16 protein-coding genes and 1 pseudogene are annotated in these 16,394 nt (G+C 36.8%); 3 read left to right on the forward strand and 14 right to left on the reverse strand.

Annotation, left to right across the window (positions count from 1 at the left end; genetic code table 11):
* Positions 1-18 precede the first annotated feature (18 nt).
* A complete protein-coding gene (locus KGMB01110_RS07165) occupies positions 19-1,122 on the reverse strand; it encodes a tyrosine-type recombinase/integrase (protein WP_055289263.1) in 1,104 nt (367 codons plus the stop codon).
* A 240-nt stretch (positions 1,123-1,362) separates the two neighbouring features.
* Between KGMB01110_RS07165 and KGMB01110_RS07170 the strand changes: the two genes are divergently transcribed.
* Entirely contained in the window at positions 1,363-2,160 is a 798-nt protein-coding gene (locus tag KGMB01110_RS07170; protein WP_055289265.1) for a helix-turn-helix domain-containing protein, read from the forward strand.
* 424 nt (positions 2,161-2,584) lie between these two features.
* Here the strand turns inward: KGMB01110_RS07170 and KGMB01110_RS07175 are convergent, their stop codons facing one another.
* From KGMB01110_RS07175 to KGMB01110_RS07215, 9 genes are all read right to left on the reverse strand, one after another.
* A complete protein-coding gene (locus tag KGMB01110_RS07175; protein WP_033126079.1) occupies positions 2,585-3,103 on the reverse strand; it encodes a ClbS/DfsB family four-helix bundle protein in 519 nt (172 codons plus the stop codon).
* Positions 3,104-3,157: 54 nt separating this feature from the next.
* On the reverse strand, positions 3,158-3,760 hold the full coding sequence (locus KGMB01110_RS07180) for a Type 1 glutamine amidotransferase-like domain-containing protein (protein WP_117682920.1): 603 nt from the start codon (positions 3,758-3,760) through the stop codon (positions 3,158-3,160).
* Between the two features lie 76 nt (positions 3,761-3,836).
* Positions 3,837-4,004, reverse strand: a complete 168-nt coding sequence (locus KGMB01110_RS07185; protein WP_015513594.1) for a transposon-encoded TnpW family protein — start codon at positions 4,002-4,004, stop codon at positions 3,837-3,839.
* Between the two features lie 1,307 nt (positions 4,005-5,311).
* Positions 5,312-6,280: a DNA (cytosine-5-)-methyltransferase gene (dcm, locus tag KGMB01110_RS07190; protein ID WP_082432672.1), complete on the reverse strand. Its 969-nt coding sequence runs from the start codon at positions 6,278-6,280 to the stop codon at positions 5,312-5,314.
* Positions 6,271-7,692 carry a protein NO VEIN domain-containing protein gene (locus tag KGMB01110_RS07195; RefSeq protein WP_119297920.1) on the reverse strand — a complete coding sequence of 474 codons (1,422 nt, stop codon included), beginning with the start codon at positions 7,690-7,692 and terminating at the stop codon, positions 6,271-6,273. The genes dcm and KGMB01110_RS07195 overlap by 10 nt, the downstream gene beginning before the upstream one ends.
* The gene (locus tag KGMB01110_RS07200) at positions 7,692-8,744 is read right to left on the reverse strand and encodes a DNA cytosine methyltransferase (RefSeq protein WP_055289271.1); all 1,053 of its coding nucleotides are present in this window, start codon (positions 8,742-8,744) and stop codon (positions 7,692-7,694) included. The genes KGMB01110_RS07195 and KGMB01110_RS07200 overlap by 1 nt, the downstream gene beginning before the upstream one ends.
* Positions 8,731-8,919: a MerR family transcriptional regulator gene (locus tag KGMB01110_RS07205; protein ID WP_055289273.1), complete on the reverse strand. Its 189-nt coding sequence runs from the start codon at positions 8,917-8,919 to the stop codon at positions 8,731-8,733. Before KGMB01110_RS07205 ends, KGMB01110_RS07200 begins: the two co-directional genes overlap by 14 nt.
* Before the next feature lie 171 nt (positions 8,920-9,090).
* Positions 9,091-9,561: a hypothetical protein gene (locus tag KGMB01110_RS07210; protein ID WP_055289275.1), complete on the reverse strand. Its 471-nt coding sequence runs from the start codon at positions 9,559-9,561 to the stop codon at positions 9,091-9,093.
* A gap of 58 nt (positions 9,562-9,619) precedes the next feature.
* Positions 9,620-9,940 carry a helix-turn-helix domain-containing protein gene (locus KGMB01110_RS07215; RefSeq protein ID WP_119297921.1) on the reverse strand — a complete coding sequence of 107 codons (321 nt, stop codon included), beginning with the start codon at positions 9,938-9,940 and terminating at the stop codon, positions 9,620-9,622.
* Between the two features lie 460 nt (positions 9,941-10,400).
* Here KGMB01110_RS07215 and KGMB01110_RS07220 point away from each other — a divergent pair, with 460 nt between their 5' ends.
* Positions 10,401-11,654, forward strand: a complete 1,254-nt coding sequence (locus KGMB01110_RS07220) for a hypothetical protein (RefSeq protein ID WP_055289277.1) — start codon at positions 10,401-10,403, stop codon at positions 11,652-11,654.
* A gap of 18 nt (positions 11,655-11,672) precedes the next feature.
* Positions 11,673-12,824, forward strand: coding sequence for a DNA-processing protein DprA (dprA, locus tag KGMB01110_RS07225; RefSeq protein WP_055289278.1), 1,152 nt, complete (start codon positions 11,673-11,675; stop codon positions 12,822-12,824).
* A 522-nt stretch (positions 12,825-13,346) separates the two neighbouring features.
* Here dprA and KGMB01110_RS07235 read toward each other — a convergent pair.
* The 4 genes and pseudogenes from KGMB01110_RS07235 to KGMB01110_RS07250 all read right to left on the reverse strand — a co-directional run.
* Positions 13,347-14,225, reverse strand: a pseudogene (locus KGMB01110_RS07235) (CpaF family protein); the annotation flags it as partial.
* Between the two features lie 33 nt (positions 14,226-14,258).
* Entirely contained in the window at positions 14,259-15,293 is a 1,035-nt protein-coding gene (locus KGMB01110_RS07240) for a P-loop NTPase family protein (protein ID WP_136626681.1), read from the reverse strand.
* A gap of 185 nt (positions 15,294-15,478) precedes the next feature.
* Positions 15,479-15,688 (reverse strand): pro-sigmaK processing inhibitor BofA family protein, encoded by a 210-nt coding sequence (locus tag KGMB01110_RS07245; RefSeq protein ID WP_117888720.1) that lies wholly within the window; start codon positions 15,686-15,688, stop codon positions 15,479-15,481.
* 165 nt (positions 15,689-15,853) lie between these two features.
* The gene (locus KGMB01110_RS07250) at positions 15,854-16,342 is read right to left on the reverse strand and encodes a deoxycytidylate deaminase (RefSeq protein ID WP_119297924.1); all 489 of its coding nucleotides are present in this window, start codon (positions 16,340-16,342) and stop codon (positions 15,854-15,856) included.
* Between the last annotated feature and the right edge of the window lie 52 nt (positions 16,343-16,394).

Raw genomic sequence — 16,394 nt, forward strand, 5'->3', positions numbered from 1 at the left:
GGTAATCCCTCCTTCCTTTTACAGAAAATCTGCAATTTGGTATAAATCTTCATTATTTGAGTAGTATTGATCTGTCGCTTCTATCAATCGTTCATTATTTTCACCCAAGTATTTAATGGTAGTTTCAACTTTCTTATGCCCCAGGGCAAAACGAATGTCATTCAAATCCCATCCTTCTTTTCTTCTTTCCTCCGCAAAATAGTGTCGGAGCTGATGCGGATGGGAATTGATATCCGTTTTTTGGGATAGCCTTTTCAACATGCTATACACAGAATCCGCATCTAATGGCTCTCCTTTGTTTTTTCCAGTCAATTTTGTAAATAAATACTCCGAGTTCATCAGACTTTTTCGGTTATCAGAAATGTACTTAACCAAGAACTCAAAAGTTGTATTACTTAACAAAGCCATTCTATATTCTGCATTTTTTGCTCTTGCCAAGTTGGTATTGGATTCACGATACCTTACCCGAACCGTTCTTCTTTCAAAATCAATATCTTCGGTATAATGGATTCCCAGAATTTCCCCTAATCTAAGACCGGTTTCTGCCATCATTGCTATCAGCAATCGATCTCTATCATTCGAACAGGCATTTATCAGCTCCTGTATTTCTTCGGATGTTATTTCTTCCAGATTAGGTTCTTCTTCTTTGAAGAAACCTTTAAACGAATTCACTGCATTTTGATGATTTACTCCCATACTGTCAAAATACGATACTTTTTTTACTCGTAAGACTTTAAGCATTGGCAAAACATCTTCCAGTGCCAAAAACTGGTAGTATCTGAAGACTGCACCAAGATACATATTGCAGGTCTTATTGCTCGTCTGTGTATTATGCTCAGTATGCTTTCCACTCTTAACCCAATACAAGAAATCAATAAAATGTTTATTCTGCTCTGAATAGGATAGCAATGTAATCTCATCCAATCCTATCGTTTGCTCCTGCAGATAATTGTAATAATATGAAAGTGCGAAGGCTGCGGATTTTACAGTATTCGGAGAAGCATTAATCTGATCCAGATGCTTCAAATACTTTGATGGAAGGATTTCAATTTCTTCAATATCAGAAATAATCAAAAAACGTGGTCTATTATCTTTCAAAACCGAAACAACCCTATATTTCAATCCACAGCCCTCCTTCCTTTCTTTTCGATTTATTTGACTTCTTTGACTTCTTGATTTACATTATACGCAAAGATATCAAAATGTCAATTACGTTTTTGACTTCTTTGACTTTTAAAAGAATATCAATAAAGCATTTTTTGATTTCTTTATGTTTTAAATTGATTTTTAGGGATATAATTGATAAGATAAAATACAAGAAGTCAATTTATACAAAGTCAAAGAAGTCAAGAGGAGATTTGAATGAACGAATTTATATCAAATTCAGGCACACTAATAAATCCTGACAGCGTTTACGATCAGGAAAGATTCATCAATATACTTCAAATCATTTTACAGAAAAAAACACAAAAAGAATTATCTGAACAAACAGGCTTAAATAATGCAACCATTTCACGAATGCTCAACGGTGCCCGATCTGGAAGACCATATAAAAGCACTATTGATAAAATTGCAAAAGCCATTGATGATCCAGAACTTATCCAAGAATTATATGATGCAACGGGATATTCTTCTAAGAAAATACGGGAACGGAAAAAGATAATTGCAGACAATGGATTTTCTCTGGATCTCTCTACTGTTCAGGTGCATGAAAAATTTTTTTCTACCTTAATGCGTGGACTTTCCATGATGACAAGTCTGCATAAAGTTGAATGGACAATAAAATCCGGAACACCCAGATCATACGATTATTTAATTGAATTAAAAGAGGGAAATATAGATTATTGGTATATTAGATATGTAGATAGAATTACTTCTGATGAAGAAAGAAAAAAAGCCTTAACTGCCATTTATGGAGAATTTGCAAAATTGAAATTAGGCGGAAAAATCAAAGTTTCTTGCGCCACTCCTTCTTACGAAGATTATGATTATTTTGTTACAATTCCGCCATATCAATTAAATACAAATGCTTCAATTATACATTTTGATTCTGAACTCGAAAGATTTGCAGACGAAACCTTTTTAGAGACAGCTTTACCACTTAAAGAAAATATTCCTGTTAAGGATTTTTGTAATCTTACCGAACCACTGATACTATAACTTTTTGATTTTATCACAGAGAGAGTTACTTATGGCTCTCTCTTTTTTTTACACTTCCTCTTCCCACGTCCCAACTCATTATGGCTAATCATTTTCTAAAGCAAGTATCGCCTAGAGTAACTCAAAATCCCATTTCTGGATTATGATTCTCTGACGTACTTAATGGAGATTACGATTCCCCATACCCTCAATATCACAAAATATCAAATTTTGCTATTAGCTCATAATAAATTTTCGCAGCTATCTGTTTTTGCACTCATAGTTACCAAAAGCTTTTTATAACCATCTGCTTCTACCAGTAACAAAATGTCAATAGTTTTTTAATCACTTTTTCAAAAAAGGCAAAAAAATAGAACGTATAGATTATTTCCATACGCTCTATCTCACATTTCATATTAAATTTTTGAATTCTACAAACTGGAAGTTATAGTGCAATCTTTTTCCATTTTCTAATCTTGGTTCTAAAGGTTCCGAACGGAGCAACTGTATTAACATGTATGAATTTGTATACTTCCCAGACAGCTGTTTTAGTTGCTTCGTCAGCCCATTTTCTCATATGTGGTTTAAATAATTCTTCATCACTCAGAGAATCAATCATTGCATAAATAGAGTTGATATTCTCATTCAATCTGTCTTTCAATTCTTGCAGTGACAGCTGAGCATATGTATCTGTGAACCATTGATATAATTCGCCAAGCTGATTCCACTTAAAATTATCCGAAGGAGTTTTGACAGGAATACCCTTTCTTTCGTCTGATTCCCATTTAATAACAAGAGTTGTCCAGCCAACCTGATAAGCAAGATTTTCTGCCGGAGTTCGATCGACCTCATCAATTCTCTTATCTTTTAAATGCTCCGGAATATCATTAAATTCTGAAATATACTTTGCAAAGCTTTTATTTATCTCGTTTTTAAGCTCGTCTTTATTCTCATATGTTCTCAATAGTCTATCTCCTCAGCTTCCGATTTTCCAGTTTCAAAAAAAGGATTTTTCAAATTAGTCTTTGCAAATAACCTTTGAACCTTCACCATCAATTACAATTCCCTGATGGTTGTTAATAGGGCATAGATTCAAATCCGAAAACTCAGTCATTATTTTCTCGGTAACTTTCTTAAATGGTGCTGTAAGATAATGCGGAAGAACATAGAAATCAATCAAATCAAGCCCTGCATCATCTTCTTGTGAGTAGTCCTCCGGCTTTTCATCCATTTGCTCGATATATTGGATGCTTGGAGCGCATATAATTGCGCCTGCCGACTCGCCGATCATCAATTTTCCATTTACCAATTCCTTTTTCAGCAACCCATCAGTTCTTGTTTTACGGAGTTGGTCCATAAGAAAGAAAGAATTTCCGCCGGTAAAATATATCACATCTGCATCTTCAAAAACAGACTGTATCGTTGAATAAGCCTCCGTTGAAATATCAATTTCAGTTACGATTGCTCCCAACTTTTTGAATAATTTTCGAGCCGAGCCGACATAACCGGTGTAGCCTTCACACAACGAAGCTGTTGGAATAAATGCGACTTTCTTATTTTCAATTTCTTCTTTTATCAGACTTCCTACACTTGAAAAGTGCGAACATAAAAATAGTTTCATCAATATTCTCCTTTATAAATACCGATTTGTTACTCACATGATATCATATTTTTTCTTCAATTACATCCACCTAATTTTAATATACTGCCTGTCGACTTGCTTCTGTAACCAGCATCCGGTTAATCTTCTCCTGCATTGTTTCCTTTGCATTTTCATTGAAATGATAACGGACAACATAGACTGTCTGCCCGATTTTCTTTGTAAATGTGTTACCCTCTGTTTTTGTATTCATCATTTTTTCCATAATCATTTTTCCTTTCTTTTGGAGCCCCAGCAGAGAGTCATTCCATTGGTCTCTGTCAGAACATTATTCTTTAAATCAGGCCCAAAATGGGCACTTCCAGTTTCACAGGCTACCTATATATAGCCTTTTCATTTTTGCTTGCAAAAAGCCTTGTGATCACAGCACTTTTTTAACGTAAAAAGCGTTTTAATATGATACAGCCAACGACAAGAAGCATATCTAACAAATATCATTGTCTATCACTTCTGTTTTCTCTGCCGATATCTCTCTGGTTAATGCCTAATAATCTTCCCTGCCAGACAAGACGATAAGTACAGCGTTTGCTTCTATCGTGTTTCCAAATACTTTCTTCCATCATACGATGGTTCTTCATCAAGTTCCAGTCCGTGACGTTTACAGATATCTAAAAACATTGTCCGGCAGGCAGAATCGGCTGCAGATTCAAAATTTTATTATTCAAAATAAATAAAAATGGATTCCACCAAAATACCCATCACCAAAAATGTACTGGACACTTCTATTCATTATATTTGCACCAACAACTTGAAGTTATCTTCCTGCTTACGACTTTCCAACAACATAAACTCCAAATATCATTTTGATAATATAAAGATACTTCTTTCTTACCCCAGAGCAAGATCCACCTGTGTTTAACAATATTGTCTTTCCGACAAATGTTCTTTCATCAGGTTTTTATCTTGCTGGGGATTCCCCAAACCCATTCTTTCTATTTATGCCGAGGTTACTGTACACATTAGAGCAAGATCCACCCCGGTAATACCATATCGCTATTTTAGCAATATGGCATTTTCCGGATGTTGAAATCTTGCTGAGGATTGTGCTCCCCAGTTCCTCACATTCAGCATAAATATATACTTAGTTCCCCGAATTTCTTCGGTCACAACACAGGGAGAGAAAATAGGCTAAACAGCCCTATATCCCTGTGAAATCACTATGTGATTAAAAAATAGCAAGGACAGGAAGTGTGTATACACTTCCGCAAAATTGCCAATTTTGGTTCCCTGCCCAAAATTAAAAAATACAAAAAATGGAAAAATCGTATATACCTCATAATTCAAATTTTACATTTTTTACTCATACTAATTATTGCGCTCAAATTATTTTTCTTATTTTTTCAATACTCCAAATAAAGAAAAGGACATCAACGATTAATTGTTGACATCCTTCACTTTCAATTTTCTAAGGAAATTTTACTTTGTCAAATTTTGTCCATCACTACATTCCATAGATAATTCTAAATCGTCCTTTGGAGTAAATGTCCAAATTACCCTTGCCTAATCATTAAGCTACTGTTCAAGAGCTAACTTTACAGCTCTCATTACATACCAAAACATTACTGGTGGTATCGCATTTCCTAATGCTCTATACTGAGCACTTTCACTTTCAATCAACTTGAATGTATCAGGAAAAGATTGTATCCTTGCAACTTCTCTTGGAGTAAAGCGACGATATCGCCCACCTTCCATCAATACTGGATCTGTGCTATTAAGCGATACTTTCGCCAAATGTGCACCAACCGTATTACAAGGTTCCTCGATGTTCTGAGCTCTTCCCTTATTCATTGTAGCCCTATTTCTCATCATTCCATCAACAGCCCTTTGCGAAAAGAAGTACTTCTCATCAACATTTGCTTCAATTACTTCCTTAAGGGGCACATAATCTTCTTCCCGTTTTATGACCGGATTGGGAAAATCAAATTTGATTCCCAATTCTTTTTTGAATCCAACTATGATAACACGTTCTCTTTTTTGTGGAACACCATACTCAACAGCCTTCAAAACATGATATGTTACATTATATCCGCTTTCCTCGAACTCTTTAATAATTAAAGGAAATGCTTCTTTCTTATTAGCTGTAAGTAGCCCTTTTACATTTTCTGCAATAAAGCATTTGGGTTTACGCTCTCTAAGTATTCTACACATTTCAAAGAAAAGCATACCTTTTTCATCTTTGATACCTAATCGTTTCGGGTTCTGTGCAACAATCGAAAAAGACTGACAAGGAAAACCTCCTGTTAAAATATCAAATTCAGGGAGCTCCTCAGTTTTTACAGTTCGAATATCTCGATTATCAGGCTTTAACCCAAAATTCTCTTCAAAAATATTGCACGCTGTCTGTTCAAAGTCGTTTGCATATACAATTTCAATGTCATTGGAAGCATAATGGTTCCCAAGGTAATCAAAATCTCCTTGCATTCCAACATCAGTGCCTCCGCATCCACAAAACAATGATGCCACTTTTAATTTTACACCCATGCTAATAACTCCTCGTAATGCCCCGCAGCTTCTCTGAATGTAATTTCCATTCCTTCTCGTGGCGTAATATCAATTAAGTCTTGTTTAAACAGTTCAACAGGATTCTGAATGATATAGAGCTTAATTTCTGTCTTACTGACCATTAGGCGATATACAAAGTATCTTTCTTTATAACTCTTGGCTGCCTGCCATTCGTTCGGAGTAAGATGAATTTTATTAAATACGATTGGCTTTGTACTAATGGTTGTTTTAACCTCAATATTTCGTATTGTGTCATCAAGTTCTCTTGAACTAATGTCATACCCAACACCCAGTTCAGTAGGAATTTTAACAACCAAGTGAACAAGATCTTCTCGTCCTCCAATTTTCAGGCGCTGACACTCATGCCCATGAACCAAACTTTCTCCAATATCTCCAATATCCTTTGTTTTCAAAGATTCTAAACTCTTCAACTTCTCCATATATGCTGCGAACAGCTGCATCTTCGACTCCGGCTCTGTCGGGATTTCAGATTCAACAGCAAAGAAGGATGTGATATCAGTTGCAAAATCTGTTTCCCCAGCTTCTCGATTTACATAGCGAAACCAATCGCATCGACAATCATTTACATCCTGAATCGTGCCAGACCTATTGGCAATCATAGTATCATATTCAGAAAACCATTCTGTTGAATTGATATATTTTAGAATCGCTTCGTTTTCGCTGTGATTTATGAAGAATTCCTTGTTATTATAGGAAACTAATAAATTTGCATGTTGCATATAGTCCAAAATATCACCGGCATACCTCGTAACGTCACCATCCGCAACATATTCTATTTCCAAATCTCGGTTTCTTTGAATTCGTTGCCAAGTGATAACAACATCTTCATTATCTCTTGTGCATCGGAGATCATTGAAGATACAGTAGCAAGCCTCCTCTTTCGTGATTCCACATCGTTTTCCAGTGTTCTCCTCGGCAGTCTTGAGTAATTTCAGTATATATTGAGTGGGTTTAAAATGAATGCCTGCTTCAATCTGCTCTAAAACATCTCTAGATTTGATGTGAGCACCAGGATACTGAAAGTAATATAAGAACAACTTAAAAAACTCAACTAAGTCATTATGCTCAGCTAATTCTTTTGCCCTTAGCATTGCATGATTATAGTGATTTTCATCCTCGTAAAATAATCCAAATAAAGATGAAATCTCTGTTCTCCAGTTATTAACCGTTTTTAAGGCAAGGGTAGAATTTCCTGGAAAACACTTAATTGCATTGTTCAAAGAATTGTTAAACTCATCCTTGGGTGCATCACCAATTCTTGTGATCTCAGTAGCTATATAAATCAATACATTTTCAACATTCCCCTTAAAACGAGGTCTACAGTGATGTATTCTGAAGAAATATTCTTCAGGAATTTGATATACGCTCATTAGTTTTTCTCCTCCAACATAGCCATTACCTGCTTCGCAATTGCTTGGGCCATAAGTGGCGGTACAGCATTACCTACCTGACGGAATTGCTGCGTCTTATTTCCTAAAAAAATGAAATCATCTGGAAAAGACTGCAATCTTGCACATTCACGTACCGTTGGCACACGATTATATTGATAATGGAAGTGGTGTCTATGTCCTGTGTCAATTGTTGGTGCCGGTTTGTTGCTAGCAAATCGCGTCCATGCCACATGAAAGTTACGAGATTCACGATACTCTTCAGGAAGGCTCTTATAATTGCAGCCATCAGGAACAAGAGAAATAATCTTTTTTACCTTTTCAGAATGTGCCGCCGCAACATGATTATGTACCTTTTTTGATCTTTCACGCATCAGTTTCTGATAGGAATTCGTTGGCTCAGTTGCGTAATCAGAAATATCCTCACCAAGTTCATCCTCCAAAGGTGGCAAGTCAGAGAGTGCCATTTTGCAAGTTACCTGTTCTGAAATCTTTTCGGGATACTCAAATTCTACATCTTCTCGAGTTCCAACAAAAACAACTCTCTTTCTATTCTGAGGAACACCATAATCAGACGCACAAAGAATCTGATATTTTACTTTATAACCCATTGCAGTAAATTTCTCGATAATACTGTCCTTTATTTGGCCATTGAACAAACTTACAAGCCCTGGGACATTTTCAATAACAAACGCTCGTGGTTTTATCTCATCAACTAATCTAATATACGAAAGATACAACTTGTTTCTTGGATCATCAAACTTTCTCGGTCCAGAAAGCGACATACCTTGGCAAGGAGGACCGCCAATAATAATGTCAATTCTCTTATCACCAATTTTTTCCTTTATCTGCTCGTAATCTATTTGAGTAATATCTCCGCAAATACTTTTAGCACCCTTATGGTTTCTCTCAAATACTTCAAGCGCCTTCTGGTCATTATCAATTCCCAGCAATATATTAAAGCCAGCGCATTCAAAACCATATGAAAGACCACCAGCTCCACAGAAAAGGTCTATGGCATTATACTGATTCATTTTTATCAACCGCCTTTTTTCTTTTATCTTCGGGCTTCTCCATTTCAGATGGTATTGCCCAATTTTCTCCAAGTTTGAATGCGCCAGGAATCCGATCTTCTGAGCACAGTATTTGAACACGTCTTTGTGATATATTCCACTTTTTGGCTGCTTGACTTGCTGTCATATATTCCATCGAATTATCTCCTTCCTCGTTTTCCGCTTATAGACATTAGTTATATTATATTCGAGGGGACGAATAAAAGCAATCATTTATTCCACGGGACGAATAAACGATTACTGCAAATGTTCAAAGCAGCAACTTTTCAATCGTTCTTTGACCTATATGCAAATAAAATCTTTTTTTTCAGATTATCACTTCTTTGGATAAATCATAAGAATATTGATACACAATCATATTATTCTTTATTTCAATGTATACACTATGTGCTTCTTTCAATAGGGTATTCCATGTATCAACCCATTCAGGTGGTGTGGTATCCAAAAACCACATATTTTCAAAGGCAAATTCAATAGTCCCCCATAAATCATCCTCTTTGCGCTCAGTTTTTATATTCATACTCATATGTTCTGCAATCTCCAATGCCGCCTTTTGTAAAAACGTAAACTCAACAATTTTCTTAGAATCAGGAATCTTCTTATGTTTCTTCATCTGTTCTTCCGCTTTACGAATGATTTCCTTCACCTCTACTTCACGCTGTTTTTTTTCTTCCAATTTTTCTTCTTCTGTCATTTTTGCTTTTTCAGCTTCCAGTTCTCTTTTTATTTCTTCATCTTCACTTTTTGCACTATCAAAAAATCTCTTTTCAATCAACATATTCTCCACCTACCCATAAAAAAAGAAACAGTCAACATTTTCGTTACAACTGTTTCCTTTATTTCTGAAGTCCTCGGAGCATAGCCATTACTACCGCTTGTTCTTTTTCATCAAGACCATCCCAAATCTTTAAGACCTCTTGTTGTGACTCAGATAAATTTACCGGAACGTCCATCCCTGCAAAAAACTGAGCCATTGTTACTCCCAGTGCATCACATATTTTTTCCACAGTAAGCATTGTTGGTAGACTTTCTTTAGCAATGATCTTTCCAATCGAAGATTGAGATATACCTGTCAGCTGTGACAACCGATATTTACTCATATCACGTTTTTTGCACAAAGCTACAATATTGTCTGCAATATAATCCTCTGTACGCAAGTAAATACACCTCTTTTCCGATAGTAGTTACTTTAATTGTACCTACAAATCGGCAAAAATATTAGAGATGTATCTTGAAAGTATTTACTAAGGGAAACAGAAGTATTTGTTCAAAAAAAATAGCACTATATGATATTGTACTCCATTGCTGTCAATCCACTGTCTAAGCGCTCATATTCTCTTTGTACCTTCTCAATTTTATCATATAGTTCTAGTACTGTCGAACCCTTTATCATTTTATTTAAATATCAAACTCCTTAGATTACAATACTCTGGCAAGCCAATGAATATCTCTAATAAAAGATAATAAATATATGTATACTGTAACCCATGAGTACCGTATACATATAATCCAATTGAAGTTTTCTTTAGATACTGATAATATAGAAGATATAAAAACAAACCAAATATTTTATACCATATAGTATTTTCATCTTCCAAAAATAAGAGGAGGTAACCAATGAAAAAACTAATTTTTTGTAATCTGGATTTATTGAAGTCAAATCTTGATCCTACAGATTATCAAGAACTGGATTTATCCAATTTTAATCTTGAGCGCATGAGGAAAAAACGTGACAAATTTAAGGAAAAGTTCAAACAGCTTTCAGAAAATACAGATAATACCATCTACTTCTACAGCAGAAAAACTGATGTTTTAACTAAATATGAAAAAGCATTTCGTGAACATGGATATAGTAATTTCCACTTTCGTGATAGAAGTACTTTAAAAGATTTTGTATCGTCAAACAAAAATAGAAATAATTATTTTGTATTTATTGGCGGAAAAAATACGGATTTTCAACTAGCAGTTAATACACGTTCACTCTATATTGTTCCGACTTGGTTACCGCTAGAAGATAAACCACAAAAATACGGTGTACATGTAGATACTGTAAAACAATTATATAAATTTATTCTTACGCTGAATAATCAAAATGTATGGTACTCCAAACTCACTATAGATGATAAAACAACTTGCTATTCTCTTATGGACGCAAGGTATGGTTACTATGCTAAAACACCTGAAGAAAAAGAAATGATGCAGCATTTTCAAGAATTACTGAAAGAAGGAAAAAGCAGAAATTACTATAAAATTCTTTTATATCACTTCTTAGCAGGCATGACAAATTCCACAGAATTTGATGACATTGAATTATTCGGTATGGTTCCATCCTCTAATTGCGAAGTTAACGAAGATTTATATTCTTTTATGACTTCAATCAGGTGTTTAAAAGGAAAACGTCTTCCTAAAAATTATGCTGCAACAGTGCCAAGGAGAGAGACTAATTTGTTAATTCGACATACCACCAAAAAACAGGCACACATCAATCGAACTTCTCAACAACGTGCATCGTTAGGTGGAAATGACGAATTTGCTACTCTTTGTATTAATCCTGATTACAAAAAAAAGATTGATAAATTAAGAGACGAGGGCCGATTTAATGTATGCATATTTGATGACTATATGACACATGGAAATACCTTTAACTCCGTCAGATGTTTATTAGAATCTCTAGGAGCAAACAAAATTATTTTTATTTCTATGGGCGTATTCAAAAAACCATTTCAAAAAAAAGAATATACTATTACCGGCTCTGTATATAAAAAGGATTACTCTTACCAACTAACAGAAAGCTCTACTTTAGTTGATTTTAGAGTAAATGATAATGCAAAACAGGAAGTATCTGATTTATATGATATTTTCAATTCATAATGAATAGAGGAATCACTTGTGACAAGATATATTATTGCCTTATCCGAACTTGGGCTTAAAAATAATAATTTAATATCGCTTTTAAGAGAACACTCTTATGATATCGTGGATATGTTTGAAAATAAAAATCAAAGTATATTTGAAAAGAATCTGGACTTGATGCCGCTCCATGACATATTTTCAGATTCATCAGCAGTTGATTTAGCTTTATCTAAGGCAGATTATATTCTTACTCGTAATAAAGAGCTTGGAATTAAAACAACTTACTTCACTGCTTCATCATATCCAAAAGAGTTGGCTTTAATAAGTAATCCTCCAGCTATCATATATTATAAAGGAGCTGAATTCTCTGATATATCTTTAAAAACAATTGCTTGTGTTGGAACTCGAAAACCCACAAGACTTTCATATAATGCTGTAAACTATTTAGTTCCTCAATGGGTGCATGAAGACTGCTCAATCATTTCAGGTCTCGCTTGTGGCGTAGATAAATTATCACATCAAGCTTGTATTTCTGCTAATGGTAAGACTGTTGCTGTTTTAGCCCATGGACTTGATACAATTTATCCAAAAGAGAATACAGCTCTGGCAGAAAGAATTCTGGAAACTGGTGGTATTTTAATGTCAGAATATGCCGTAGGAACTAAACCTGATAAATTTAGATTTGTAAATAGAAATCGCCTGATTGTAGGTTTATCAAAAGTTATTGTGATCTATGAATGTGACGAAAAAGGTGGAACCATGCATAACGTTGAACATGCCAGAAGGCAAAAAAAGCCTATTTTCTGTCCCGCAATCGGAGAGGTCGTAGAAGAAATTCAAACAGGAACAAAAAAATTAATAGATGAAGGTACTGCTTGTGTCATACAACAAGGTCGTGATATAGCTGGTGTTCTTTCTGCTCTTGGCTCAGAAATAAAAAAGCCACGATTAAATAATAGAGTGATTAAACTTAATTACTTACATGCAGTGCTTTCAATTTTAAATAACCCTGTTGTTCTGGAATCCACATTAAGAACACTGAATATTAGTATCCCTGCTACACAGGATGTATACACTACTCTTGTTCATCTGATAAACGACAACTCGCTAGACATAGACAGGATACTTAATCTCCTAGTAGAAAATAATATCGCCAGCATCAACAAAACTTTAATATTCAATGACTAGTAGTAGCAAAACTGATTAATTTTTCAAGTAATATTCAAGGGAAATCCTCCAAAAAAATAACTTGATATATCATTTATCACATGCATTTTCTGAACACAAGAAGGATGCCCTATTTCAGGGCTCCCTCTTACTTATCTTTGCCCCCAAACATTTTCCACTCTCCAGCGAAGATACGAATATGCATTCCATATATTTGCCACTAAAGAGTATTCCTTTCTATAAACAAATACCGTTTGGTATTCTATAGAATGCAATCTACACCACTCACGTATGTCTTTCATATACATCCTTTTTATTCCATTGCTTAACTGTTCCATACACCATATATCCTTATCTGTCATTAACTCCATTATGAACAGTACATTATAGTATTGAATGACACCTACTCTCTTTCGTTCTTGCCTTAACCTCTTACACAATAATCTATACTTAATGTTCATGATGTATTTCTTCTCCTCTCCTAAGTATCCATTCTAATCTTTATAAACGTCATATATATAATTATAATATAGTCCATATAAAAGCCTGTAACAAATCCACAGCCTCTTTCCCTCTGACCTCTCCCACGATCAGCCGATCCGGTCTCATACGAAGCGCGGTACGAATCAGATCCCGTATGGTAATCTCTCCTTTTCCTTCCAGATTAGGGCCTCTCGCTTCCAGTCTTACCAGATTGGGGATTCCCTGCAACTGCAGTTCCGCATTATCCTCGATGCTGATGATTCTTTCATCCCCGGGAATAAACTGAGAAAGCGCATTTAAAAATGTGGTCTTTCCAGCTCCGGTTCCACCGCTGATAAAAATATTGTATTTGCCAATCACCAGCTTTTTAAGAAACTCTGCCGTTTCTTTATCCAAACTTCCCAGCTCAAGAAGTTTCTCCATCGTAATTCTTTCTTTCGGAAACTTTCGGATCGTCACAACCGGTCCATCCAGCGCCGTAGGTGCCATTACCACATTGACACGGGAACCATCCGCCAACCTTGCATCTGCAATCGGTGAAGACTCATTAACGTAGCGGTTGGCAGTTGAAACCATCTGCTGGATCACATCCTCCAACTTGCTTTTCGATACAAAGCGTCGCTCTGAGGGGTAAATCCTGCCTTCCTTTTCTACAAAAATCCCATGGGTTCCATTGATCATAATCTCTGTGATATCTTCATCCTCCAGAAGTTCCTGTAAAAGATCCAGTTTTCGAAACGCATTAAACAACTCTCTGCTTAACCGGATCTTTTCTTCCAATGGCAAGAACTCTTCCGGATTTCCTTTCAGAAGCACACTGTGGATCAGTTCCTGTAGCTCCTCATCTTCCATCTCTCTGCTCAGATCTGCCTCTCTTAAGATCCGGTCATAAAACCGCCTCTCTAACTCTTCCTCTGACAGCTTTTCTCTTTTTCTCATCTCATCTCGCATTTATTTTCTCCACTTTACCTTCTATCTGTATTCCTTCTCCCATACCTCCTGAATCGTATGTTCCAGAATCTCTTCGTACCCAAGCCGCTTCACATTGTCTACATACTGTGCCATCTTTTCCCTGGCTCCCGCTTCGTTTGTCACCGGGGAATAAATCCGGTCACAATGCCTTAAAATCTCGAACAGTCCCTGAATACTGTCGCCCAGATCCAGGATTACCGTCTGGTAAATGGTATGGTGTCTGATCTTCTCCAGCAATTCCAGCCATTCTTCAGCTCTTACCTTCCGTAAGTCTCGCGTCACCGGCATGGGACAGATATAATCCAGGCTTCCTCTTTGCGCCACCAGCTTCCCGATCCGAAGTCCGAACAACGCATCTTCCTGTCTGGCATAATACAGAAGATCACTTAGATTTCCATCCTCCTTCATGGGAAGATAATGATCCACACCCGCATATTCTTCCAGATTCAGGTACAGTACCGGTTGCTCTTCCCCCAGTTGTTCTCCCAACTTCAAGGCAAATCCGGTCTTTCCGATCCGGTGAACCGGAGAATACACTCCAATCAGCCCCTCCGCCTGAGTCTGCGTAAGTTTCCTCTCATTCTTTTGCTTCTGAGGTTCCCGTATCATCACGAGTATTTCCTGTAAAATCTTGGACGCCGCCTGATACTTATAGACCCATCGTTCTGACGTCGGCAGTTTCTCCGACACCTCGCTTCTTTTTCCGGATACTCCCTCTGATCTTTTCTCTGCCTCTTTTTTCCCTGTCACGGATCCGCTTGCAGATACTTTCTCCAATCTGCTCTCTGCCGATTCCTCAACTCTCGTAAGAAGAATCCTTTGTTTCGCCGGAATCTTCCCTCTCATCTCTTCCGGGTACTGATCCCCCATCAGTAAAAGATCAATCGTATGCTGCTTCCCATACTGGAACAATTGTCCCGCATCCGAAAAAACACGAACCCGGTAGCCCATATCCTCCGACTGTGAAAAACACTCCATCAGATTTTTTGCATAAACAGACTCACTGTCGCAAATCGCCAGTAATTTTCTTTTCAATGCATCCTGCCTTTCCAAAGCCTCTCTATTCTGTTGTAAAATCATTGAATCTTGCTGCTGAAACGCAGCCTGAACTCCGTCACCGGAGTAAAAAAGAAATAATAGAATCTTGTGAAACGTATTATAAACAAGCTCTTATCATTTGTCCATAGTCATTTTTTAATTTGCCGTTTTTCGTGAAACTCTCACAAAAAATCCAGGAAACGAATCCCATAAAGTACGCAAACCCCAGGAATACCAAGGAATCCGGATGTCAAAACCGTAAGAAAATTTATGCCTACCATCATTCCCTCCCCGGAAGATGGCAGACATCCATTGATCAGAAAAATCACGCCGGAACCTACGATTGCGCGCACTGTAAAATTCACAACCCACTGCAGCATCCTTTTTTTCATGGTCTTCTTTCCTTTGCCATTCCCTTTGATTACTGCATTATATTCCTGAAACCTTGCAGGTATGTCTGATATTTCCCAGAATCATTTTTTCAAAATTTCGGCAGTCTCATACCCGGGTTCGTCTTTTATGGCGCATGCGCATACACGAATCACCTGTTTACAGTTTTACAGTTCAATCATCACGGTTCGTTCTGTCCGATGGTACGCATGATACCGTACCCCGGCTGCATCAAACATCCGCATGGACGCCTGTACCGAAGTCGTTCCGTCGTATTTATTGCTGTCATAGATCACTTCTTTGATCCCGCTTTGGATGATTGCCTTGGCACATTCATTGCAAGGGAACAGTGATACATATAATTTTGCGCCTTCCAGCGAACCTCCCCGATAATTTAAAATCGCATTCAACTCACTGTGTACCGTGTAAACGTATTTGGTGTTGAGCGGATCTTCGCCCTCTCTCTGCCATGGAAATTCATCATCTGAACATCCACTTGGCAGTCCGTTATAGCCCATGGAAAGGATCTTATTATCCTGACTGACAATGCAACATCCTACCTGTGTATTCGGATCTTTCGACCGAAGACCTGACAGTTTTGCAACACCCATAAAATATTCATCCCAAGAAATATAATCCTCCCGTTTATTCGCCATCCGGCCTTCCTCCTGTTCTTCCTTCTTGACTTTCTCTTCTTAGCAGAACCAT

This window comes from Mediterraneibacter butyricigenes (assembly GCF_003574295.1).
In the GTDB taxonomy this organism is placed as follows: Bacteria; Bacillota; Clostridia; order Lachnospirales; family Lachnospiraceae; genus Mediterraneibacter_A; species Mediterraneibacter_A butyricigenes.

Excerpts from the sequence above, each read along its gene's own strand:
- KGMB01110_RS07185 (WP_015513594.1), bottom strand. The coding sequence starts at position 4,004 with ATGGAAAAAATGATGAATACAAAAACAGAGGGTAACACATTTACAAAG.
- KGMB01110_RS07180 (WP_117682920.1), bottom strand. The coding sequence starts at position 3,760 with ATGAAACTATTTTTATGTTCGCACTTTTCAAGTGTAGGAAGTCTGATA.
- KGMB01110_RS07250 (WP_119297924.1), bottom strand. The coding sequence starts at position 16,342 with ATGGCGAATAAACGGGAGGATTATATTTCTTGGGATGAATATTTTATG.
- KGMB01110_RS07220 (WP_055289277.1), top strand. The coding sequence starts at position 10,401 with ATGAAAAAACTAATTTTTTGTAATCTGGATTTATTGAAGTCAAATCTT.
- KGMB01110_RS07205 (WP_055289273.1), bottom strand. The coding sequence starts at position 8,919 with ATGGAATATATGACAGCAAGTCAAGCAGCCAAAAAGTGGAATATATCA.
- KGMB01110_RS07195 (WP_119297920.1), bottom strand. The coding sequence starts at position 7,692 with ATGAGCGTATATCAAATTCCTGAAGAATATTTCTTCAGAATACATCAC.
- KGMB01110_RS07200 (WP_055289271.1), bottom strand. The coding sequence starts at position 8,744 with ATGAATCAGTATAATGCCATAGACCTTTTCTGTGGAGCTGGTGGTCTT.
- KGMB01110_RS07210 (WP_055289275.1), bottom strand. The coding sequence starts at position 9,561 with ATGTTGATTGAAAAGAGATTTTTTGATAGTGCAAAAAGTGAAGATGAA.
- KGMB01110_RS07170 (WP_055289265.1), top strand. The coding sequence starts at position 1,363 with ATGAACGAATTTATATCAAATTCAGGCACACTAATAAATCCTGACAGC.
- dcm (WP_082432672.1), bottom strand. The coding sequence starts at position 6,280 with ATGGGTGTAAAATTAAAAGTGGCATCATTGTTTTGTGGATGCGGAGGC.
- KGMB01110_RS07245 (WP_117888720.1), bottom strand. The coding sequence starts at position 15,688 with ATGAAAAAAAGGATGCTGCAGTGGGTTGTGAATTTTACAGTGCGCGCA.